This is a genomic window from Algoriphagus sp. TR-M9, from assembly GCF_027594545.1.
Lineage (GTDB): Bacteria > Bacteroidota > Bacteroidia > Cytophagales > Cyclobacteriaceae > Algoriphagus > Algoriphagus halophytocola.
In genome coordinates, this window is record NZ_CP115160.1 from 3,408,627 (window position 1) to 3,429,746 (window position 21,120).

The 21,120-nt window shown below is 43.2% G+C and carries 21 protein-coding genes; 8 read left to right on the forward strand and 13 right to left on the reverse strand.

What is annotated here, in order from left to right:
* The first annotated feature begins 1 nt into the window (after position 1).
* The 4 genes from PBT90_RS14155 to PBT90_RS14170 are packed head-to-tail and all read left to right on the forward strand — an operon-like array spanning position 2 to position 4,693.
* Positions 2-790: a gluconate 5-dehydrogenase gene (locus PBT90_RS14155; RefSeq protein ID WP_264811242.1), complete on the forward strand. Its 789-nt coding sequence runs from the start codon at positions 2-4 to the stop codon at positions 788-790.
* A gap of 37 nt (positions 791-827) precedes the next feature.
* A complete protein-coding gene (locus PBT90_RS14160; RefSeq protein WP_264811243.1) occupies positions 828-1,844 on the forward strand; it encodes a LacI family DNA-binding transcriptional regulator in 1,017 nt (338 codons plus the stop codon).
* Between the two features lie 13 nt (positions 1,845-1,857).
* Positions 1,858-3,282 carry a glucuronate isomerase gene (gene uxaC / locus PBT90_RS14165; protein ID WP_264811244.1) on the forward strand — a complete coding sequence of 475 codons (1,425 nt, stop codon included), beginning with the start codon at positions 1,858-1,860 and terminating at the stop codon, positions 3,280-3,282.
* A 10-nt stretch (positions 3,283-3,292) separates the two neighbouring features.
* Positions 3,293-4,693, forward strand: a complete 1,401-nt coding sequence (locus PBT90_RS14170) for a tagaturonate reductase (protein ID WP_264811245.1) — start codon at positions 3,293-3,295, stop codon at positions 4,691-4,693.
* Here the strand turns inward: PBT90_RS14170 and PBT90_RS14175 are convergent.
* The 11 genes from PBT90_RS14175 to rpsT all read right to left on the reverse strand — a co-directional run bounded on the left by PBT90_RS14175 (position 4,674) and on the right by rpsT (position 14,719).
* Positions 4,674-5,282 (reverse strand): zinc-dependent peptidase, encoded by a 609-nt coding sequence (locus PBT90_RS14175; RefSeq protein ID WP_264811246.1) that lies wholly within the window; start codon positions 5,280-5,282, stop codon positions 4,674-4,676. The genes PBT90_RS14170 and PBT90_RS14175 overlap by 20 nt on opposite strands.
* 149 nt (positions 5,283-5,431) lie before the next feature.
* On the reverse strand, positions 5,432-6,571 hold the full coding sequence (locus PBT90_RS14180) for a glycoside hydrolase family 43 protein (protein ID WP_264811247.1): 1,140 nt from the start codon (positions 6,569-6,571) through the stop codon (positions 5,432-5,434).
* Between the two features lie 238 nt (positions 6,572-6,809).
* Entirely contained in the window at positions 6,810-7,235 is a 426-nt protein-coding gene (locus PBT90_RS14185; RefSeq protein ID WP_264811248.1) for a hypothetical protein, read from the reverse strand.
* A gap of 170 nt (positions 7,236-7,405) precedes the next feature.
* A complete protein-coding gene (locus tag PBT90_RS14190) occupies positions 7,406-8,176 on the reverse strand; it encodes a zinc-dependent peptidase (RefSeq protein WP_264811249.1) in 771 nt (256 codons plus the stop codon).
* 136 nt (positions 8,177-8,312) lie between these two features.
* Positions 8,313-9,878 carry a ribonuclease Y gene (gene rny / locus PBT90_RS14195; protein ID WP_264811250.1) on the reverse strand — a complete coding sequence of 522 codons (1,566 nt, stop codon included), beginning with the start codon at positions 9,876-9,878 and terminating at the stop codon, positions 8,313-8,315.
* A 69-nt stretch (positions 9,879-9,947) separates the two neighbouring features.
* Positions 9,948-10,232: a cell division protein ZapA gene (locus tag PBT90_RS14200; protein WP_264811251.1), complete on the reverse strand. Its 285-nt coding sequence runs from the start codon at positions 10,230-10,232 to the stop codon at positions 9,948-9,950.
* A gap of 1 nt (position 10,233) precedes the next feature.
* Positions 10,234-10,518, reverse strand: a complete 285-nt coding sequence (locus PBT90_RS14205) for a hypothetical protein (protein WP_264811252.1) — start codon at positions 10,516-10,518, stop codon at positions 10,234-10,236.
* Positions 10,519-10,520: 2 nt separating this feature from the next.
* Complete coding sequence (pheT, locus tag PBT90_RS14210; RefSeq protein WP_270129764.1) at positions 10,521-12,932, reverse strand: phenylalanine--tRNA ligase subunit beta; 2,412 nt, start codon at positions 12,930-12,932, stop codon at positions 10,521-10,523.
* 118 nt (positions 12,933-13,050) lie between these two features.
* Positions 13,051-13,668 carry a DUF1684 domain-containing protein gene (locus tag PBT90_RS14215; RefSeq protein ID WP_264811254.1) on the reverse strand — a complete coding sequence of 206 codons (618 nt, stop codon included), beginning with the start codon at positions 13,666-13,668 and terminating at the stop codon, positions 13,051-13,053.
* Between the two features lie 4 nt (positions 13,669-13,672).
* Positions 13,673-14,368 carry a RadC family protein gene (gene radC, locus PBT90_RS14220; protein WP_264811255.1) on the reverse strand — a complete coding sequence of 232 codons (696 nt, stop codon included), beginning with the start codon at positions 14,366-14,368 and terminating at the stop codon, positions 13,673-13,675.
* Positions 14,369-14,464: 96 nt separating this feature from the next.
* On the reverse strand, positions 14,465-14,719 hold the full coding sequence (gene rpsT, locus PBT90_RS14225; RefSeq protein WP_264811256.1) for a 30S ribosomal protein S20: 255 nt from the start codon (positions 14,717-14,719) through the stop codon (positions 14,465-14,467).
* A 212-nt stretch (positions 14,720-14,931) separates the two neighbouring features.
* On the opposite strand from rpsT, the gene PBT90_RS14230 reads away from it, so the two are divergent.
* On the forward strand, positions 14,932-15,867 hold the full coding sequence (locus PBT90_RS14230) for a zinc dependent phospholipase C family protein (protein WP_264811257.1): 936 nt from the start codon (positions 14,932-14,934) through the stop codon (positions 15,865-15,867).
* A gap of 52 nt (positions 15,868-15,919) precedes the next feature.
* Here PBT90_RS14230 and PBT90_RS14235 read toward each other — a convergent pair whose 3' ends face one another.
* Positions 15,920-17,221 carry a pyridoxal phosphate-dependent aminotransferase gene (locus tag PBT90_RS14235; RefSeq protein ID WP_264811258.1) on the reverse strand — a complete coding sequence of 434 codons (1,302 nt, stop codon included), beginning with the start codon at positions 17,219-17,221 and terminating at the stop codon, positions 15,920-15,922.
* Positions 17,222-17,372: 151 nt separating this feature from the next.
* On the opposite strand from PBT90_RS14235, the gene PBT90_RS14240 reads away from it, so the two are divergent.
* The gene (locus PBT90_RS14240; RefSeq protein WP_270129766.1) at positions 17,373-17,570 is read left to right on the forward strand and encodes a hypothetical protein; all 198 of its coding nucleotides are present in this window, start codon (positions 17,373-17,375) and stop codon (positions 17,568-17,570) included.
* 84 nt (positions 17,571-17,654) lie between these two features.
* Complete coding sequence (locus PBT90_RS14245; RefSeq protein ID WP_270129767.1) at positions 17,655-19,076, forward strand: sulfatase-like hydrolase/transferase; 1,422 nt, start codon at positions 17,655-17,657, stop codon at positions 19,074-19,076.
* Positions 19,077-19,105: 29 nt separating this feature from the next.
* On the opposite strand, the gene PBT90_RS14250 is transcribed toward PBT90_RS14245, so the two are convergent.
* Positions 19,106-19,393, reverse strand: coding sequence for a hypothetical protein (locus PBT90_RS14250; RefSeq protein WP_264811260.1), 288 nt, complete (start codon positions 19,391-19,393; stop codon positions 19,106-19,108).
* A 304-nt stretch (positions 19,394-19,697) separates the two neighbouring features.
* Between PBT90_RS14250 and PBT90_RS14255 the strand changes: the two genes are divergently transcribed.
* Positions 19,698-20,915 (forward strand): metallophosphoesterase, encoded by a 1,218-nt coding sequence (locus PBT90_RS14255; protein WP_270129768.1) that lies wholly within the window; start codon positions 19,698-19,700, stop codon positions 20,913-20,915.
* Positions 20,916-21,120: the final 205 nt, after the last annotated feature.

A 21,120-nucleotide genomic window follows, 5' to 3' on the forward strand; every position in this document is an offset into this window, starting at 1 on the left:
TATGAAACCAAATTTCGATTTGAAAGGCAAAGTCGCATTGGTGACCGGAGCCACTCATGGTCTGGGTATGGCCATGGCTAAAGCACTGGCCCAGCAGGGAGCTACTTTAGCAGTGAATGGGCATACTCCTTCCAAGATGGAACAAGCCATTGCAAGTTATAGCGCCGAGGGTATACAGGCGCACCCCTACCTTTTTGACGTGACTGATGCCAAAGCCGTGGACCAGGCTATAGGCAAAATAGAAAGTGAAATTGGAAACGTAGATATTCTGGTAAACAATGCCGGAATGATCCAGCGTACATCAGCTTTAGAGATGGATCCTGAGGATTTCCGCAAAATTGTGGACGTAGACCTGATATCTCCATTTATCGTTTCTCAGCGAGTAGCCAAAACCATGGTAAAAAACGGGAGTGGCAAAATCATCAATATATGCTCCATGATGAGCGAACTTGGGCGAAATACGGTCAGTGCTTATGCCGCTGCTAAAGGTGGATTAAAAATGCTCACCCGAAATCTGGCTACTGAATGGGCCAAATATAACATTCAGGTCAATGGAATAGGACCTGGCTACTTTGCTACCGAGCAGACCGCCCCGATCCGGGTAGATGGACATCCTTTCAATGACTTTATAGTAAACAGAACTCCTGCGGGAAGATGGGGCGATCCGGATGATCTAGGCGGAGCAGTGGTCTTTCTTGCCAGTCCAGCAAGTAACTTCATCAACGGACAAATCATTTATGTAGATGGTGGTATATTGGCCACAATAGGAAAGCCAAACGGCGAAAATTAAATTGCAAGATTAACAACCCATCACTAACCTCTTAGCAATGAAAAAAAACAAAGCAACTATCCATGATATTGCTGAGAAACTTAACATCACTGCATCCACAGTATCCAGGGCACTAAATGATAACCCCAGAATCTCTGATGCAACCAAAAAGAAAGTTCTCAAAATCGCAAAGCAGATCAATTACCAGCCCAATCACATCGCCTCAGCTTTGCGAAGCGGCAAAAGTCGACTGGTAGGGGTGATTGTCCCCACTGCTAACCGTAATTTCTTTTCATCTGTTATTAGAGGAATTGAGGACATTGCCAACAACTTGAACTATAAGATTATCATTTCCCAATCTTATGATGAGTTTGAAAAGGAAGTCCAAAACGTAGAGGCGCTGCTGAATGCCCGAGTGGATGGAGTGATCGCTTCCATTGGCAAAACCACTGAAAACGTGGAGCATTTCCAGAAAATCCTTGAAAAAGGCATCCCCTTGGTGCTTTTTGACCGAATCAGCAATGAGCTGGAAGTCAGTCAGGTGGTAATCGACGATCATTTGGGCGCTTACCAAACGGTAGACCACCTGATAAAAAGTGGCTGCAAACGCATCATTCACTTCACCAGTAACCAGCGGATCAACATCTATAAGGAAAGAAAAAGAGGTTACGAGGACGCTTTGGTCGATAATGGAATCGCTGTGGATCCTAAGCTGATATTCGACTGCAATATGCAGTTGGAGGGAGGCAGACAGGTGATGCAAGGGATTTTAGACCAAAAAATAAAATTCGACGCGGTTTTTTCCTCCTCAGATTACTCCATCATGGGAGCCATGCAAGTACTCAAAGAAAAGGGTTTCAAGATCCCCGAAGACATCAAGCTTGCCGGTTTTGGAAATGAGCCATTCACCTCCTTTACCGAACCGTCCATCACCACCGTAGATCAAAAAAGTGTCCCCATGGGACAAATCACTGCGGAAACCTTTTTCGAAATTCTAAATTCCGATGGCAACAATGTCATGGGTAAGAAAACCATTTTAAAACCAGAACTAATTATCAGGGACTCATCCCTGTAGATGAACAACAGACATGTCCACTTTAACAGCTCCGAAGACGGATTTCATTTCAGAAGATTTTCTGCTTCAAAATGAATTCGCAAAAAACCTATACCATCAATACGCAGCACATCAGCCTATCATAGATTACCATTGCCACCTTTCTCCTAAAGACATCGCTGAAAACCGGCAATTTTCAAATGTCTCTGACGCTTGGCTAGGAGGTGATCACTATAAATGGAGAGCCATGCGGACTTTAGGAATTGATGAGAAATACATCACTGGAGACTCCCTCCCGGAGCAGAAGTTCCAAAAATGGGGAGAAACCGTGCCTTATACCCTTAGAAATCCACTCTATCACTGGACCCATCTCGAACTCAAGCGGTACTTCGGTATAGATGAACTGTTAAGCGGGGAAAACGCTCAGGAAGTCTACGAAAGCTGCACCTATCAACTCAGAAAACCAAATTTCACCGCGCAGGGGCTTTTGGGACAGATGAATGTCAAAGTGGTTTGCTCCACAGATGATCCTGCAGATGATCTGAAATACCATGCTGCCGCAAAAGGAAACCTAAACGGCTTAGCATTGTATCCGGCGTTTCGCCCGGATAAAGCTTTTGCAGTAGAAAACCCCACTGCATACAAAGCCTATCTGGAAACATTGGGAAAAGCTGCCAAGCTAGAAATTAATAGCTATGAAGATTTGCTGTCCGCCCTTCAAGCCAGAGTAGATTTCTTTGATGAAATGGGCTGCAAACTGTCCGACCATGGCATGGAGAGACTATACTTCTTCCAAACTGACCAGTTTAACGTGGAGACTCTTTTCCAGCGCGTGATCCGTGGCAATGAGCTCAATCAGACAGAAATAGAGTTTTTCAAATTCAAAACACTGATCCATCTCTGCAAGATGTATCATCAGAAAAACTGGACGCAGCAGTTTCATCTGGGTGCACTTCGCAACACCAATGAGCGAATGCTTTCCCAGCTTGGACCGGACACGGGTTTCGATTCGATCGGGGATTTTGAACAGGCAGTACCACTCGCAGGATTTTTAAACGAACTGGACAAAACCGATCAGCTCGCCAAAACCATTCTCTACAACCTCAATCCCAGAGACAATGAGGTTTTTGCCACCATGACAGGAAACTTCAATGATGGATCTACCAAAGGAAAAGTGCAATTTGGCTCTGGCTGGTGGTTTTTGGATCAAAAAGACGGCATGGAAAAACAGCTCAATGCGCTTTCTAATATGGGAATGCTCAGTTGCTTCGTAGGAATGCTCACAGATTCCAGAAGCTTTCTCTCTTTTCCCAGGCATGAATATTTCAGAAGAACACTTTGTAACCTGATCGGCAAAGATGTGGCAAGCGGAGAGCTTCCGGCCGATGAAAAATGGCTTGGCAAAATAGTCTCAGATATCTGCTACCACAATGCAAAGGAGTTTTTTCAGTTCAACTAATCAAATTCAAATGAAATCTCTTACTAAAGACTCATTAAACCTAAAATCCCGTCCCACAAAAGTATTGCAATTTGGAGAAGGCAACTTCCTTCGGGGCTTTGTAGACTGGATGATCGATCTGGCCAATGAAAAGGGTGTTTTTGATGGAAATGTTCAAATGGTCCAACCTCTAGGCAACGGGCTCATTGATCTGATCAAAAAACAGGACTCCCTCTATCACGTGCTTTTACAGGGGCTTCAGGAAGGGAAACAAGTAGAGGAAAGTAGGCTTATCACCTGCATAGAAGACATACTCAATCCCGCGGATTCCTATGAAGAGTATCTGAGGCTCGGTGAAAATCCAGATATGAGATTTGTGATTTCAAACACTACTGAGGCTGGAATCCAGTTTGACGCCAATGACACAGGCTACAGCAACCTCCCCCTTACTTTCCCAGGAAAGTTGTGCGCATTACTCTACAGACGATTTCAGTTTTTTGAGGGTGCTGCTGATAAAGGTTTGATTTTTATTCCCTGCGAACTAATCGACAAAAACGGGGAAAACCTCAAAGACTGCATAGATAAATACGCTACACTCTGGAAGCTTCCTATGGCATTTTCCGATTGGCTAGAGAGCCATTCCATATTCTGTAACACACTAGTGGACAGAATAGTACCTGGATTTCCAAAAGATAAAATCAACGAGATACAGAAGGAATTGGACTACGAAGACAATTTGGTAGTGATGGCAGAGCCTTTTCACCTTTGGGTAATCGAGGCACCGGATGAGGTGCAGCAGGAATTCCCCCTAGATCAAATTGGACTGGAGGTGAAATTTGTCAAAGACCAGACGCCATTCCGGACCAGAAAGGTGAGAATCCTCAACGGTGGACACACATCCATGGTACCATTTGCCTACCTAAAAGGCCTGAGAACGGTACGGGAATCAGTAGAAGATCCCTTAGTTGGGACTTTCTTGAGGGAGGCCATCTTCGATGAAATCATTCCTACCCTGGACATGCCTAAGGAAGAACTGGAGAAATTTGCAAATGACGTCTTAGAGCGATTCGCCAATCCATTTATAGTACATGAGTTAAAATCTATTGCCCTGAATAGTATCTCAAAATTCAAGGTGAGGGTTTTGCCTTCTTTGCTCGGATATTATGATGTCAATCAAGTTTGGCCTGAAAGGTTAACGACTTCCCTAGCTGCACTTCTGGTCTTTTATAGAGGGGAATACAAAGGAGAAACCCTTCCGCTCAACGATTCAGCAGAGGTACTGCAAGCTTGTAAAAAAGCCTGGGAAGAGCCGAATCCCGAAAAAACAGTACAGCAACTATTGAGCAATAAAGAATTCTGGGGACAGGATCTTTCTGTATTGCCGGGGCTTACTGAAAAAGTAACTCAGGAAGTCAATGCTCTTCTGACTTAGGTATCCATACCCTAGGATCCTGCCGGAGCAGCCTGACCAATACACCATAGAGTTCGGGAGCTTGCCGGAAAAACTCATGGGGTTTTTCGAAAAAGTGCTCTAAGGCCACAGCAAAAAATTCATGCAAATCCACCGAAGCTCTCTCACCTAACCATGGGAGAGCTTCACCATCTTTATGCTGCATTTCCATCTGCGCCAGATGTTGGAAGTTTGCCCAGACTTTAGGGTTGAAAAAATCACTTTCTTGATTATTCCTAATCAGGTTTTCCAAATGCAAGGCATGTGCTACTTCATGAATACCAAGGTTTCTTCCATCTTGCAAATCATCCATTCCTGCCTGAAATGCAGCCCAGGAAACCACTATAATGCCGTACCTGGGATTTACCTCTCCATTGTGATACATTTTACTGATACTGCTGTAGTAGCTGTCCGGATAGATTAGAATCTTGCTAAAATGAGGCAGCCGAAGGTCTTTCCATCCGAAAGTAACCATCACTATGGTGGCACCGATCAGGATTTTCATTTCAGAAGTGACAATTTTCAGTCCCCCTCTTCCCATAAAAGACTTGGTGGTAAGAATTACTTCCAACACCTTGGTCTGTGTCCCACAGACCACTCACCACTCACTGTCATTCGGTCTGTGAGACACAGACCACGGTAAAGATTTAAGGCTTTGTTTTTATAAAGAAGAAAGGAAAAGCATAACTTGTGCTTTCCCTTTCTATTAATTAGCAATCCTTAAAGGGGCATAGCCTGCGGTGTAGTCGTCGGCCCATGGACCACCAAAGTGCCGTCAGATTTGATTTCCATTTTATCGAGAAACACAACGCGCTCCTGTCTGGATTCCATGGTACGACCATGATAAACACAATACATGTCTCCATTATCCATGAAAACAATGTTATTGTGACCAGTACCAGTCACCTCCCCGCCTTTGTGCGTGTTGAGTTCCAAAACAGGATTGTTTTCCGCTTTGGTAAAAGGACCTAATGGACTCTTGGAAGTTGCATACCCAACAGCATAATTTTCTCCTGCGTAATAGTTGCTCGAATACATCATGTAGTAGATGTCCTCATGTTTGAAGATCACAGATCCTTCTGTCCATCTTCTATTGATTTCCTGCTTGGTGACCGATCTACTTTCCCACTCAGCTTGGGCATCATCCATTTTCACAGGAGGACGCAGGCAAAGCACTGGCTCGCCGATTACTCCCGAGAAATCAGGCTTCAGCTCAACTCCGTACACCCAGCTCTCTTCTATCTCCTCATACCAGCCTTTCTCTTTCGCCCAGTCTGCTACTTCGCTTTCAACAGGATGCTTATAGCATGCTCTTGAATAATAGAGGTAATATTTCCCATTTTCCCAATAGACATTCGCATCAATAATCGGATAGCCAGGATCAAAAACAGGCTTGTCGTACATCTCGGTAAAAGGTCCAGTCGGACTATCTGATTCAGCCACACCAATCATGAAATTCTCCTCTTCGTTGGTTGGATTGACTTTCCACTGGGCACTGAAAAACATGTAATATTTCCCCTCAATTTTGTAAACTTCCGGCGCCCAGAAGAATTTGCTTGCCCAGCTGTCTTCCGTGTTGCCCTGATAGACCTGTCCTTCAAATTTCCAATCAACCAGATTAGCTGAGGAATAAGCCGCGAAGCCATCCTTTGCTCCACCACCTGTTCCGTACATATAGTACTTCCCATCCCCATCATTCAATATAAAGGGATCGCCAAATGCCACAGCCAATGGATTTGCATACGTCTCCTCATCCAACTCAGGAGATGATTCCTCTAGCTTATTTTCCCTGCTACTACAGGACTCTAAACCTATTAAAACCAGTAATACGACTCCAATATACTTAAGTGAAATTCTCATGTCTTGACACATTATTACTTTTCTAAACTCCCAAAGTATATTCTTTTGTGAAAAAAGTTCTTGGGTTTTTTCAAAGAATGTCTCCAAGGCAACAGCAAATACTCATAATCTAAAAAAAACTGCTCTTGCTCTGAAAATCTCAGAATTGAAGGATTTACAACCCTCTTTGTAGTAAATCTATTTCTCGGGTTTTAGGGCATGGGTAACCTTTTGAACATTTTGATTTACAACATCTTTCTCAATTTTCATCTCTGGCAAATAGGTATCGCTTTTTCGCCACTTTACCATTAAAAATTGAACTGAAAATCAAAGAATCCTGATTCACATTCCTTAGAAAATATTTTCTTAGATAAACCCTGTCTATCTCCTTTACAAATATGGTGTCTCCAATTAATTTCCATATAGCCCTTCTATGAACTATACTCAAACCATCTATATCAGTATAATACAAAGTATCTCTTTTGAATTCATAAGTAGTACTGTCAAGGGCTAATTGAAATTTTTGATCAGCTAAAGACTGTGTTTCAAAATCAGCTAATAGGTATCCATCAGAATTTCGGATAGATTCTATTGCTTCAAGTTCTACTATTTTCCATTTCCCTAAAATCAAATCAGGGTCTGAATTAAATATAGAAACAAAAAAAACATACAGATAAATATACATAGCAATAAATGGGTTTGCTGTAACTACTAGTTTGTGTGGTGAATTTAGTGAATATCAGCAAACAACACAAATAACTATTGCCCAGCTACTTATGAAAAACTAATAATTATTTTTCCCAAATTATCTAGATAGGACAATGCCTTTGTCTTCAGACACACCAATGACTTCACCTATCTGACACTTGCTTGAACCCAAACCCTAGGATCCTGTCGCATTAATCTCACCAATGTCCCATACAGTTCAGGATTATACTCAAAAAACTCGTGGGGTTTTTCAAAGAAAGTCTCCAATCCTACCGCAAAAAACTCATCATGATCTATTCCACCATTTGACCTGAAAACGGTTTGGTCTCCAGCTTTAATCTTTTGGATTTCTTCACTGGCAAGCACTTGAAAAGATCGATAAACCTCGGGGTTGAAGAATTCACATTCGTCGTTGTAGTAAATCTGATTTTCCAGTTTGAGGGCATGGGCTACTTCATGTATACCTAGATTCACTTCATCCTTCTGGTTTTCCATTCCATTTAAAAAACAATTCCAAGACATCACTATTATCCCATACCTTGGATTCACTTCACCCCTGTGATACTGTCTGGATATCGTACTGTAATAAGTATCAGGGTAAATTAGAATCTTGCTAAAATGAGGCAGCCGAAGGTCTTTCCATCCGAAAGTAACCATCACTATGGTGGCTCCGATCAGGATTTTCATTTCAGAAGTGACAATTTTCAGTCCCCCTCTTCCCATAAAAGACTTGGTGGTAAGAATTACTTCTAGCTTGTCTCTGAATTCCTTTTTATGCTTTTCTGAAAGCCTGGCATAGTACGGAAATTCCTGCTCAAGAATCTGCATTTCCAGCTTTGTCAGGCGGGTTTTCCCAAACAATATTCGAAGTTCCTCGATCAAACTTGCCAGACTGTTCTTTCTATACAAAGGCATCATAGTTTTTGAATAAAAAAGGCAGCTACCAATCAGTAACTGCCGTTATTTTAATAGCCTAAATATAGCCAAATACCTGGAGTAGTTAGATGATTCTCACCCTACATCGGCCTTTTGGTTCTTGTCTTCAAGCCTATTTCTATCTCGCGTAATTCACCGCACGCATCTCACGAATAACGGTGATTTTGATTTGTCCCGGATACTGCATTTCCTTCTCGATTTTCTGAGAAATATCAAAGGAAAGGTTTCCTGCAGTGGAGTCATCCACATGATCCGCATCTACCAAGACGCGAAGTTCTCGCCCAGCCTGCATTGCAAAGCATTTGTTCACACCTTCAAAGCTCAATGCTAGCTCTTCCAGCTCCTTGAGACGCTTAATGTAGCTGTCCATCACTTCCCTTCTTGCGCCCGGTCTGGCACCAGAAATCGCATCAGAAGCCTGAACTATAGGCGAGATCATGGAGGTCATCTCGATTTCGTCATGGTGAGCTCCTATGGCATTGCAGATTTCAGGATGTTCCTTGTATCGCTTAGCCAGCTCCATACCCAGGATAGCGTGAGGAAGTTCCTGCTCCTCGGGCCACACCTTACCAATATCATGAAGCAAGCCGGCCCGCTTGGCCATCTTGGCATTTAAGCCCATTTCTGCAGCCATGGTAGCTGAGAGTTTTGCCACTTCTCTGGAGTGTTGCAAAAGGTTTTGACCATACGAAGACCTGAATCTCATACGCCCCACCATTCTGATCAATTCAGGGTGCAGACCATGAATTCCTAGATCTATACAGGTTCTTTCGCCTATCTCTACGATCTCCTCATCTATGTTTTTCTCGGTTTTGGCCACTACCTCTTCGATTCTGGCCGGGTGGATACGCCCATCCTGCACCAATCTGTGTAGAGATAGCCTAGCCACTTCCCTTCTTACCGGGTCAAATCCAGAAATGATGATTGCCTCAGGGGTATCATCTACCACGATTTCCACCCCAGTGGCCGCTTCCAGCGCTCGAATGTTTCTACCTTCTCTACCAATGATTTTCCCTTTGATATCGTCACTGTCGATGTTAAATACAGACACGCAGTTTTCTACCGCATGCTCGGTGGCTGTACGCTGTATGGTGTCCAGTACAATCTTCTTTGCCTGCTTAGTGGCCGAAAGTTTGGCTTCGTCCAGAATATCCTTGATCTGCGAAGATGCTTTGGATTGTGCTTCTTCGGTCAGCATGGTTACCAATTGCTCACGGGCTTCTTCACGGGTAAGGTTGGCTACTTTTTCCAGGTCAGCTATTCGCTGGTTGGTCACCCGGTCTAGCTCCTCCCTTTTCACTTTCATCGCATGCAGCTGCGCATCGAGGTTTTCTTTCTTACTGTCAAGTTCTGCTTCCTTTCGCTTCACTTGCTGCATTTCTTTAGCTAGCTGCTGCTCGCGCTGCTTGACTTTGTTTTCATTGGTGATGATAATATTCTTTTTATTACTCACCTCTTCGTCAAAATCCGCCTTGAGCTTAAGGTATTTCTCTTTGGCTTCTAGGATTTTATCCTTTTTGATTGATTCGGCATTGATTTCTGCTTCCCGAAGCATGGATTTCACCTTGTCGCGGGTTTCCTCCTCCAGTTTAGCGTTTTTATTTTTGATCAATGCGCCGGCAATAGCCGCTCCTGCACCAGTCCCTACCAGGGCTGCGAGGACAATATATAGTATGTCTCCCATAGGTTTTTTTGGATATAATTGAACCGGGGAAGCCTAAAAAAATCTTCTGAATGTGTGGGCAACAATAGGTTACAAACTCTTAGAAAGCATAGAATTGATATGAGAAATCGTGGATTTGATGTGCTCAGAATCCTCTGCGTTTACAGCATTGGTTTCCAGTGACTCCACCATGCAGTCAAAGGCTACCATCGCCAGCAAATCCTGATTATCATCCAGTCCAAACTCCTCTTTATACTTTCTCAATTTTTCATTAATCAACTTACCCGCATGCCGGATCTTGGCTTCGTCTTCGAGCTTCACTCGCATAGGGTATTCTCTCGCCCCAATTTTCAAACGTATAGCTAGTGTATCCATATCACTCGGATAAGTATGTGATCAAATGGTCGATCTCTTGTATATAATTATTGATTAAGTCACTCATTTCAGCAGACTCTTCCGGGCTTACCGGTCGGTTGTCCACAATGTTACTAATTTTAATTTTATTTTTAAAATGTTCGATTTCCTGCTCTTTTTTACCCAAAGTAAGATTTACTTCAGCTAATTTTTGCTTCAATTGCTGGTTCTCCTCATTCAATTCCAGCAATCTCTGACTAGCACTCTGGGCCAGTTTCTCTAATTTTTGCAGTTCCTCTTGAATCATTTCTATGTTCTTATCAAAGCACCTACCTCTTTCTCAAAGGCTTGAATCAATTTACTCATAGTTTTGTCAATTACCTTATCCGTCAAAGTTTTTTCCTGATCCTGCAGGTGAAAACTTAAGGCATAGGCTTTTTTGCCAGCTTCGATCTTATCCCCTTGGTAGACATCAAATACCCCTACCCGCTTCAGTAACTTCCCTCCAGCCTTATTGGCTACAGTTTTCACCTGATCATAGGCTATTTTTTTATCTATTACCAGCGAAAGATCCCTGCGTACCTCCGGAAATTTCGAAATTTCCTCATACTTTTTCAGACCGGAAGCTTTTTTGCAAAGCAAATCCCAGTTCAACTCGGCATAGAAAACTTCCTGCCGAACTTCAGCTTGCTTCAGGGCTTTCTCATCTACCAGACCTATAGTCCCCAATTCTTTTTGCCCCAGCATAATTTTCAAGCCATAAGCAAATGGCGCATGCTCTACCACTGAGATATCACCCGCCTGCACATTCAGTTTTTCCAGAATGCCCTCTACGGTAGCGTAAATATCCGCAAAGGCAAAGGATTTAGAGGGCTCCAACCAGCTTTCCGCAGACCTGTTTCCCGTTAGGAATAGTGCCAGCCTCTTCCCTTCAGCATATCCCTCCTCAGTCTTTTGATAAACGGTCCCAAACTCAAAGTATTTCAAATCTGTTTGCCGTCTATTGATATTTCTGGCCAAAACCTCCAGCCCCGTGTACAATAAGGTTTGACGCATCACATCCAAATCCTCACTCAGCTTATTGTAGATCACCACACTATCCTTAGGGTCCAAGAAACCTGATTTCTCAGCATAGGTGGATTTGGTCAGACTATTGGTGATCATCTCATAGTATCCCTGGCCCGTCAATAATTCTGTGAGTTTGTACTGAAGTTTATTGAGGTCTTTGACCGGATGCTCGGCGAGGTAACTAGTCTGTAGGTTTTCGGCAAGTTCTACATTGTGAAAGCCGTAGATCCGCAATATCTCCTCTATGATATCTGCCTCCCGGATCACGTCTACACGGTAAGGCTTAGCTATAGCTGTGAACCCTTCTTCGGTTTCATTTTCTACTTTAATATCCAAACTCTCCAGAATTGACTTCACCTGAGAAGGCTCAATTTTCTTACCGATCAGCCTGTTGACATGTCCGTATTTGACATCTATCACAAAGTCCTGAACCGGCTCAGGATAAATATCAATCAGTTCAGAGCTTACTTTTCCTCCTGCGATTTCCTGAAGAAGCTTAACCGCCATTTTCAGCGCGTAAACAGGCATATTGGGATCTGTACCTCTTTCGAAGCGGAAAGAAGCATCCGTCTTCAATCCATGAAACTGGCTGCCCTTTCTCACAATATCAGGAGAGAAATAAGCCGATTCCAGAAATATCGAAGTAGTGCTATCCGTCACGCCTGAGCCCTCGCCTCCAAAAACCCCAGCGATACACAAGCCTCCTTTTGGATCTTTGATCATCAATTCTTCCCCGGATAGCTTTCGCTCTTTTTCGTCCAAGGTGGTGAACTTGCTGTCCTTTGGCAGTTTGCCTACAATGATTTTTCCTTCGGAAATCTTATCTGCATCAAAAGCATGCAGCGGCTGTCCCAGGTCATGTAAAATGAAATTGGTAATATCTACCACATTATTGATGGGCTCCAGATCCAAAGCCTTCAAAAAGTTCTGTAGCCATGCGGGGGAAGGTGCTATTTTCAGGTCTGTAATCACCACTCCTGCATAGCGTGGGCAGTCTGCGCTATTTTCTACCTCCACCTGTATAGCTGGACCGGCAGCCTCCACCTTCAACTCAGGAGCGGTTTCAATCTCTATATCCTTGCCCAGTAGAGCCTTCAAATCACGGGCAACTCCCAGATGGGAAGCTGCGTCCGCACGGTTTGGTGTCAAACCTATTTCCAGCACCTCATCCTGTCCGATCTCAATGAATTCTGAAGCAGGAGTACCATTTGGCAGGTCCGTATCCAATACCATAATCCCAGCATGGCTGGATCCAAGTCCAAGTTCATCCTCCGCGCATATCATTCCTTCCGAAACCTCTCCTCTGATCTTGGCTTTTTTGATCTGAAAGGAATCACCCTCTGAAGGATATAGGGTAGCGCCCACCGTGGCGACCAACACCTTTTGACCTTTGGCTACATTTGGCGCTCCACATACAATAGGCGAAACTCCTGTACCAATATCAACAGTGGTAATGCTCAGCTTATCAGCATTGGGATGCTTTTCACAGGTCAAAACCTCACCGATCACAATTCCTTCCAAGCCTCCTTTTACGGAGACAAACTCCTCTATCCCCTCTACTTCCAAACCAGATTGGGTCAGCAATGCGCCGATTTCTTCTGCAGATTCAGTATGAGGAATGTATTTTTTTAATCTATTGATTGAGATTTTCATCAGTATTCTATAATAAAGCAGACCAAACTAGAGCTGCGTGATAAACAAAAGGGGTTCGAAAACCCCATTTTATCGAATAGTACGCACAAATTTAAGAGATTTGAGCTAGGCAAAAAGGCTATTTCCCGTAATTTTTCTCCCCCACCGGAATAGGGATATCCAGCAAATTCTCCTTGGGCGGAAGCGGACAGCCATAATCTGGATTGTAAGCACAATAGGGATTGTAAGCCAGATTAAAATCTATAGTTATACTGTTTTTGCCATCCTGCCGGGCATTGATATATCTCCCCCCGCCATAAGTCTCCACTGCGCTGGTCTCATCAGCAAAGGCCAGGAAAAAATTACGTTTATCAGGTTCGTCCAGCGCTTGAAGCAGCAGCAGCCGCTGCGTTTTCCCATTTAATTCGAATTCAGCCCAGCTATGCTCTAAGTACTTTTCCTTGGTTCCGTCAGTGAGCGGTACTTCCCTCATTTTCTTCTCCTCTATGGGAAGCAGCCTGGCCTTGACTTTATATTCAGGATCTATGGGATAAAAGTTCAGCTTAGTAAAAGACTGCTTCTGCTCCTCAGTCAGGGGTGATTCATAATTGAACCGTATAAATTTAAACTGCCTTTCCCGCTCAGCTTCAATCTTTTCTATATAGTCTTCGGGGCTCTCTCCTCCGGTCATGGTGTACACTACCGCAGCCAGGACTACCACGGAAATCATCAAGAGTATAATCGTATTGTTTTTCATAGACTCACAGTATGCCCTCATCGGCGAAGCTAAAGTAGCCAACATCTGTAAAAATCAAATGATCCAACACAGGTAAATCTAGCTCTCGTCCTACTTTCACCAGACGATCAGTGAGTTTTATGTCCTGGTCCGAAGGATGAAGACTTCCACTGGGATGGTTGTGAATCAAAATGACAGATTGCGCCAAGTACTCCAAGGCAATTTTAAAAACTATCTTCGCGTCTACTATGGTGCCCGCAGTACCTCCCTGAGACACCAGATGTTTTCTCATCACTTGATTCCTTCTCGTGAGTAATATCAGGTAGAAATGCTCAATTTGCTCATCCTGAAGTTCAGGCTTCATCAACTCATAGATATCCTGAGAACAAGTGATCACTGGCTTGCTAACCGGCTCTGAATCCTTCCTTCGTCTGGCAAGCTCCATGGCCGCTATTATGGAAATGGCTTTAGCCTCTCCTATGCCTTTAAATTTTTTCAGATCCTGTATAGATAGCCGGGCAAGCGCTCGCAGGTCATAATTAACTGCAGCAAGGATATGCTTCGATAGATCAACCGCGCTCACGGATGGAGTTCCTGAGCCTATTAATATTGCGATCAATTCGGCATCTGTGAGTGAGGACTTGCCTTTGAGCAGAAGTTTTTCCCTAGGCCGGTCTTCCTCTGCGAGCTGGGAAATCTTGATAGATGAGTAAGAATCCATAGTCTTTGACTAAAAAATGAATCCTTAATCTACTCACATTCAGGCATAAAAAAAACCCCGACAAGCGAGGTTTTAGAGAATTAAAATCGGTAAGGATTAACCTAAAGTTGCTACAAACTTGGCCAATCTTGATTTTTTGTTGTTTGCGTTGTTTTTGTGAATCACATTCTTCTTAGCCAACTTGTCCAACATAGAAGACACTTTCTTGTAAAGCTCAGATGCCTCTACCTTGTCTGTAGATGCTTTCAATCTTTTGATGAAAGTTCTTGTTGTTTTAGCCTGATATCTGTTTCTCAAACGCTTAGCTTCGTTAGCACGAATTCTCTTCAGAGCTGATTTGTGATTTGCCATATCTTATTTATAATTGAATTTCTATACTTATCCCTATTCCAAATCGGAGTGCAAAGTTATTGTAATTTATTAATACCGCCAAAGGATTTTTAAACATTCCTTTTGCCTAGCAGCTTTTTTAAATTCAATACTATGGAATTTCATGCCTTCAAGGGGCAAATATACCGATTTTCACTACTATCACGCATTGGATATTTTGATTATTTTTAGAAATGAAAACTTTTCTAATCTGTCTTTTTCCTATCATTTTTCTAGGAAACCAACCGACTCACTGGGGTTTTTACGCCCATTCCCTCATCAATCGCTTAGCTGTATTTTCTCTTCCTGTAGAAATGATCACATTTTACAAACCTCAGATCCAGTACATTACTGAGAATGCTGTCAATCCAGATCGTAGAAGATATGCTGTCGAAGGCGAGGCCGAAAAACATTACATAGATCTGGATTTTTATGGGGATTCGGCACTAAGCATCCTTCCCAAATATTGGAATGAAGCCGTAGAAAAATTTTCAGAAGACAGCTTAAGAAAAAATGGAATTGGACCTTGGTCCGCCTATTTTACTTTCCTCAATCTGACTAAAGCATTTGAGGACAAAAACTCCCCTGCCATCCTGCGGCTTTCCGCAGACTTGGGGCACTACATTGGCGATCTGAATGTCCCGCTTCACACCACGGTGAATTATAACGGGCAGCTGACAGATCAAGTCGGGATACACGGCTTCTGGGAAAGCAGGGTTCCTGAGCTTCAGGCAAAAGATTATCCACTTTGGGCAGGGCAGGCCGAATATGTGGACGATCCGCAGCAGGCACTTTGGGATGCTGTCGCAGCCGCTCATACTCAAGTGGATAGTGTACTGAGTATAGAAAAAGAGCTAACGGAGAACTTCTCTGCAGATCAAAAATACAGCTATGAAGAGCGGAATAATCTAACGGTCCGCGTTTACTCTAGAGCATTCACAGAAGCCTATGCACTTGCATTGGACAGCCAAGTAGAGCGGCAAATGAGGAAGTCCATCAAGATGATCGCTGATTTTTGGTTCACCGCCTGGGTGAATGCCGGACAGCCGGATTTGTCAACCTTTGATCAAGAACCGATGGAAGAAGAGCTTATTGTTCCAGATTCAAAGCTTAAAGTGAGAGATCATTGAAAATGTGAAGGTACCCTCCGAGGGTTTTAGAACCCTCAGAGAGTTCATTTCACTACTTCAAATAACTCTGAATCGCTTTTCCAAGTCTCCTAAACGTATCCTTAAAAACCTCCTCATTTTCCTCCAAAAGGGTCACTCGAAAACCTCTCAAATCTGAGCAAAAGGAAGAAATCGGCACTACGCAGATCTGCTCAGCTGCCAACAGGTTATACACAAATCGCTTGTCCATAGGCATATCCTTTTCCTTCAACCAAGAATCCAGCAAGGCTTTTAGATTCTCATCTTCAATCGGCAGAAACTGATCTTCCTTCAAAACCCCTTCATCAAAAACTATGGTGTTATAAAAAGCACCTTGGGTCGGGTTAAATTTGATTCCTGGAATATCTCCTAAGATCTCCCGCATCCAATCACTACGCTTTCCGATTTGGGCATTTGCTTCTTCCCGGTACTTTAAATAGGCAGGATGCTTCATGATTTTCGGGATGGCCAGCTGGGGCAAAATGGTAGAACAAACCTCGATCATCTTGGCATTTTCCAGCGTCTGACAAAGTTTTGAGAATTCTTTGGAAGACTCTCTATTATAGAATTCCATCCAGCCACACCTAGATCCAGGCCAAGGGAATTCCTTGGAGATTCCTTTGAGCGAAATCGCAGGTCTATCGCCAATCACCTCAGCTAAGGGAACAGCCGTAATTCCATTGTACGTTATATTCTGATAGATCTCATCGGTAATCAAGAGCAGGTTGAATTCTTCCGCAATTTTCACAAAAGCCTCCAAAACCTCCCGAGGATACACCATCCCGGTAGGATTATCCGGATTGATAATCAAGATTCCGACTATAGATGGATTATAGCGAACCTTCAAATACAAGTCCTCCATATCCGGAAGCCATTGATTGTCTGGATCTAGTTTGTAAGTAATCGGAGCAGCATTGGCATGGGCAGCCTCCGCAGAACTGTGCGTGCTATAAGCAGGAGAAGGCCCAATGATTCGCGCCGTAGGAATCAGAAACTGATACAGTTTTGCGATAGCATCACCCAAGCCATTGAAGAACAAAATATCCTCGGCCGTGATCTGCGTCCCTCCTCTTTCGTTGTTTAGGTCAGCGAGAAACTGACGGGTTTCCAGCATTCCTTTGGAGTCTGCATACCCATAAGTCTTATCGTCTTTCATCAGATCAGCGATGATCTCCTTCATCCACTCCGGTACATGATTGCTCTTCTGGATAGGATCCCCGATATTCTCCCAGGTCATGGCATAGCCTAAGGCCTCCACTTGCCGTGCTTTCTTCACGATTCCACGAATTTCATAGGATAATTCTTCCGCTCCGGGTCTGAGGAGTAACTGTCTCATAGGTTTGATAGGCTGACTACAAAATAATTTGAGCGTAAAGAAACAAAAAAGAGGAATGAAAGTAACTCCCAGCACCGAAATACTGAATTTTTCTATTGAGGTTCGGCTGTTCAGGATTTGAAATCCGAGTTTAGGAAAACCAGATCTAATAATGAAGGGCTCAAATGTTTTAAGCGTCGAGATTACAAATCTCGAAGAGCCGAATAAAGCCAAAAATACTGACCAATTCTCCTTGGATGAAAAGCAACCAAATAATATTTGCCTTTACTTTGTTACAAAATTTGATGAAAAATGCCCTGACTTTGTGACAAAGAAAACTAAAATTGCACCATTAGGGCAAAAATCCTAAATTCAGCTTTGCAAGCAAAATCAACCCCTAAAACCCAATGCTGAATGCACATTGGGTTTGTTCATAGTACCTGAAACTCTTATAATGAAACTCTTTCTAACCCTACTCTGCACCTTCACCCTTACTCTGAGCCCATTTTTCGCTCAAGCTGAAATCGACTCACTTCCTCATCCGGCAAAACCGACCCATTACAACTTAGTCTTGATTGTAGCAGATGATTTAGGCTATGGTGATTTGGGGTTCACGGGAAGCACTCAGATCAAAACACCACATCTAGACCAATTGGCGGCTAGCGGTGTCACTTTCAACCAGGGCTACGTTTCATCGGCTGTTTGCAGTCCATCTAGAGCCGGATTTATCACCGGAATCAATCAGGTAGAGTTTGGTCATGACAATAATCTAGCTGGGGTGGAACCTGGTTTTGATGTGGAATACAATGGGATGCCGCTTAGCCAAAAAACCATTGCAGATCACTTAAATAAATTGGGCTACGTCAATGGTCTGATCGGAAAATGGCATCTGGGAAAAGAACCACAATTCCACCCCTTGAAAAGAGGTTTCGACGAATTCTGGGGATACACAGGTGGTGGTCATGATTATTTTGAGTCCCTGCCAAACGGAAAAGGCTATAAGGAACCGTTGGAAAGCAATTTCAAAACGCCGGATCCTATCACTTATATCACCGACGATGTGGGAAACGAAAGTGTGGATTTCATCGAAAGACACAAAGACGAGCCTTTTTTCCTTTTTGCAGCATTCAACGCACCTCATACCCCAATGCAGGCATTAGAGGAAGATTTGGCATTATACCAACATATAGAAGATAAAAAGCGCCGCACCTATGCTGCGATGGTTCACCGGCTGGATCTGAACGTAGGGAAAATCATGCAAAGCCTGGAGGATCAAGGATTAGCAGAAAATACCTTGGTGGTATTCTTTAGCGATAACGGAGGTCCAACTGACAGCAATGCCTCTATCAATGCTCCTTACCGGGGACAAAAAGGGATCTTGCTGGAAGGAGGAATCCACGTTCCTTTTGTGATGAATTTACCGGGTTTACTTCCAAAAGGTCTAATCTACGAGGAGCAAATCACTTCGCTAGATGTCGTTCCTACATTTCTGGCTTTAGCAGGCGACACAGAAACAGACATGGGTATTTTCACAGGAGTTGATTTAATTCCTCACTTAACAGGGGAAAGCGCTCCCCTTGCCGACAGAGAGATGACCTGGAAATTCACCATCAGCAGAGCTATCCGAGAAGGGGATTGGAAACTGGTAAGTATTCCTGACAGAATGCCCATGCTCTACAACCTCGCTGAAGACCCTGCCGAGCAAAATGACTTGGCGCTGCAGCATATTGACAAGGCCACCTATTTATTGAAAAAGCTAGGGAAATGGGATGTGAACCTACCCCACCCGGTGTTTTTGGAAGGAGCCGTTTGGAAAAAGCGTCAGTTGGGATTGTATGATCATGAGTATCAATTGAAGCAGCCGGAAGTGAAGTAAGCTGGAAAGTAATACCTGATAGGTGAAACTCAATCTTGAGATTTCAGTTGCTTAGTATAAAAAATCATAGCCCAAACTACGTAAGTTAACAATACAGCCATCACCAATAAACTATAATATCCTTCATACTCAAACTCCAGTACATCAAGCCACATAAGCATTAGAATCATGAAAAGAATTGAGCCAGTCATCCTCAACGGCTTGGCTATTTTGACGGTTTGTTCAAATTGATTGGATCTTTTCATACTTCCTTTAATACTTTCTATTGGTATAGTACTGATATATTTTATTAATACAAAGTTAACACCTGCTCCCATAAAATAAATCAGCTACCATCGGCAAAAAATTGATATCTCAGCTGTTCAGGATTTGTAATCCTGAACCTCATGACCCAATCCCATAGGACTTCAAACCCGACATAGTAAGAGATCAGAGCTAATTATGAAGATTTCAACCCTTCGGGAACACCCTTCGAGATTACAAATCTCGAAGAGCCAAAAAACTTAACTTGAATACACCCAAAGAGGCATCTAATTCGTACAAGCTTCAATCCAGAATCTTTTGTATTAAAAGATACCGATCTAACTTTCCGGGATCGTCCACTAGATAAAACCTTCTCAAGTGATCCGTATTCTACTCTTCCTAGTTTTTGTATTCCTTATCGATTGGTATTCCTATCAGGCTTTCAAAACAGCTTTCCCTGAGCAAAACTGGATTAGGATCGTGTTTTGGGTCTTTTCGGTTTTCGTCTATCTCTTTGTAGCCTATGGTTTCCTGACTTTCACCCGGGGAAATCTCAGCCTGAGCTTTGGAAAAATGATTTCCATACTGGTGTTGTCTCTTATTCCAAAGCTCATCGTCTTGGGTTTTATGTTCGGAGAGGATATCCTGCGTGTATTTACCGGGATTTTTTATTCCGTCGCTGGCCACCGAGAAGGTGATTTCCTACCTGACCGGAGAAAATTTATCAGCCAAACAGCCTTAATTCTATCTTCCATCCCATTTTTGGGAATTCTACATGGAGTTTTAATCGGCAAATACCGTTATCGTGTCATCAATCACACACTGGAGTTTGATGACCTACCCGAGGAGTTTGATGGATTTACGATCACCCAAATCTCAGATATCCATTCCGGGAGTTTTGACAATAAGAAGAAGCTGGAATACGGCATTGAGCTAATCAATCAGCAAAAATCTGATGTTATTCTATTTACTGGCGACTTGGTCAATAACCAGGCGGAGGAGATGGAGCCTTGGATAGAGACCTTCAAAAAGCTAGAGGCTCCCATGGGAAAGTATTCTATTTTGGGCAATCATGATTATGGAGATTATGTATCATGGCCCAGCAAGGAGGCCAAAGAAGCAAATATGCAGCGGCTTTATGAAATTCAGCGGGAATTGGGATTCAAGCTTTTGCGAAATGAAAATATCAAAATCGAAAGACCTGGAGCAAGCATTGACCTGATCGGGGTGGAGAATTGGGGAAAGGGATTTGGACAATATGGAGACCTAAAGAAAGCTACAGCAAACCTGAGCGATAAAAGCTTTAAAATCCTGATGAGCCATGATCCCTCACACTTTGATGAAGAAGTAAAGAAGTTCTCTCAATTTATTCATCTAACCTTGAGTGGCCACACCCATGGAATGCAGTTTGGGATCGAGATCCCTGGTGTTATCAAGTGGAGTCCGGCATCTCTTCGCTACCCTAAATGGGCGGGATTGTATGAGGAATTGGGACGTTACCTCCACGTCAATCGGGGTTTTGGATTTTTGGCATTTCCGGGAAGAGTTGGAATCTGGCCGGAGATTACTGTGATTAGGTTGAAGAGTAAGAGGTAGTTTTATAAGTCAGAAAGCTGAAGTGACAAAGTCTGAGAAAACATTCATGAATCAGGACTTCACAAACTAAAATAAAAGTTCAACTTCTGTACTATGCAATCTGCGAAGGTCTGCATCCATTTCAGCGATCATCTGCGGGAACCATAGAGACTTTCACAGAAAAGAATTGGATAAGGTGAAAGCCTGTTTTTGACATTCCACGGTA

Coding starts and splice junctions, on each gene's coding strand:
- PBT90_RS14155 (WP_264811242.1), top strand. CDS start 2: ATGAAACCAAATTTCGATTTGAAAGGCAAAGTCGCATTGGTGACCGGA.
- PBT90_RS14160 (WP_264811243.1), top strand. CDS start 828: ATGAAAAAAAACAAAGCAACTATCCATGATATTGCTGAGAAACTTAAC.
- uxaC (WP_264811244.1), top strand. CDS start 1,858: ATGTCCACTTTAACAGCTCCGAAGACGGATTTCATTTCAGAAGATTTT.
- PBT90_RS14170 (WP_264811245.1), top strand. CDS start 3,293: ATGAAATCTCTTACTAAAGACTCATTAAACCTAAAATCCCGTCCCACA.
- PBT90_RS14180 (WP_264811247.1), bottom strand. CDS start 6,571: ATGAGAATTTCACTTAAGTATATTGGAGTCGTATTACTGGTTTTAATA.
- PBT90_RS14185 (WP_264811248.1), bottom strand. CDS start 7,235: ATGTATATTTATCTGTATGTTTTTTTTGTTTCTATATTTAATTCAGAC.
- PBT90_RS14190 (WP_264811249.1), bottom strand. CDS start 8,176: ATGATGCCTTTGTATAGAAAGAACAGTCTGGCAAGTTTGATCGAGGAA.
- rny (WP_264811250.1), bottom strand. CDS start 9,878: ATGGGAGACATACTATATATTGTCCTCGCAGCCCTGGTAGGGACTGGT.
- PBT90_RS14200 (WP_264811251.1), bottom strand. CDS start 10,232: ATGGATACACTAGCTATACGTTTGAAAATTGGGGCGAGAGAATACCCT.
- PBT90_RS14205 (WP_264811252.1), bottom strand. CDS start 10,518: ATGATTCAAGAGGAACTGCAAAAATTAGAGAAACTGGCCCAGAGTGCT.
- pheT (WP_270129764.1), bottom strand. CDS start 12,932: ATGAAAATCTCAATCAATAGATTAAAAAAATACATTCCTCATACTGAA.
- PBT90_RS14215 (WP_264811254.1), bottom strand. CDS start 13,668: ATGAAAAACAATACGATTATACTCTTGATGATTTCCGTGGTAGTCCTG.
- radC (WP_264811255.1), bottom strand. CDS start 14,368: ATGGATTCTTACTCATCTATCAAGATTTCCCAGCTCGCAGAGGAAGAC.
- rpsT (WP_264811256.1), bottom strand. CDS start 14,719: ATGGCAAATCACAAATCAGCTCTGAAGAGAATTCGTGCTAACGAAGCT.
- PBT90_RS14230 (WP_264811257.1), top strand. CDS start 14,932: ATGAAAACTTTTCTAATCTGTCTTTTTCCTATCATTTTTCTAGGAAAC.
- PBT90_RS14235 (WP_264811258.1), bottom strand. CDS start 17,221: ATGAGACAGTTACTCCTCAGACCCGGAGCGGAAGAATTATCCTATGAA.
- PBT90_RS14240 (WP_270129766.1), top strand. CDS start 17,373: ATGAAGGGCTCAAATGTTTTAAGCGTCGAGATTACAAATCTCGAAGAG.
- PBT90_RS14245 (WP_270129767.1), top strand. CDS start 17,655: ATGAAACTCTTTCTAACCCTACTCTGCACCTTCACCCTTACTCTGAGC.
- PBT90_RS14250 (WP_264811260.1), bottom strand. CDS start 19,393: ATGGGAGCAGGTGTTAACTTTGTATTAATAAAATATATCAGTACTATA.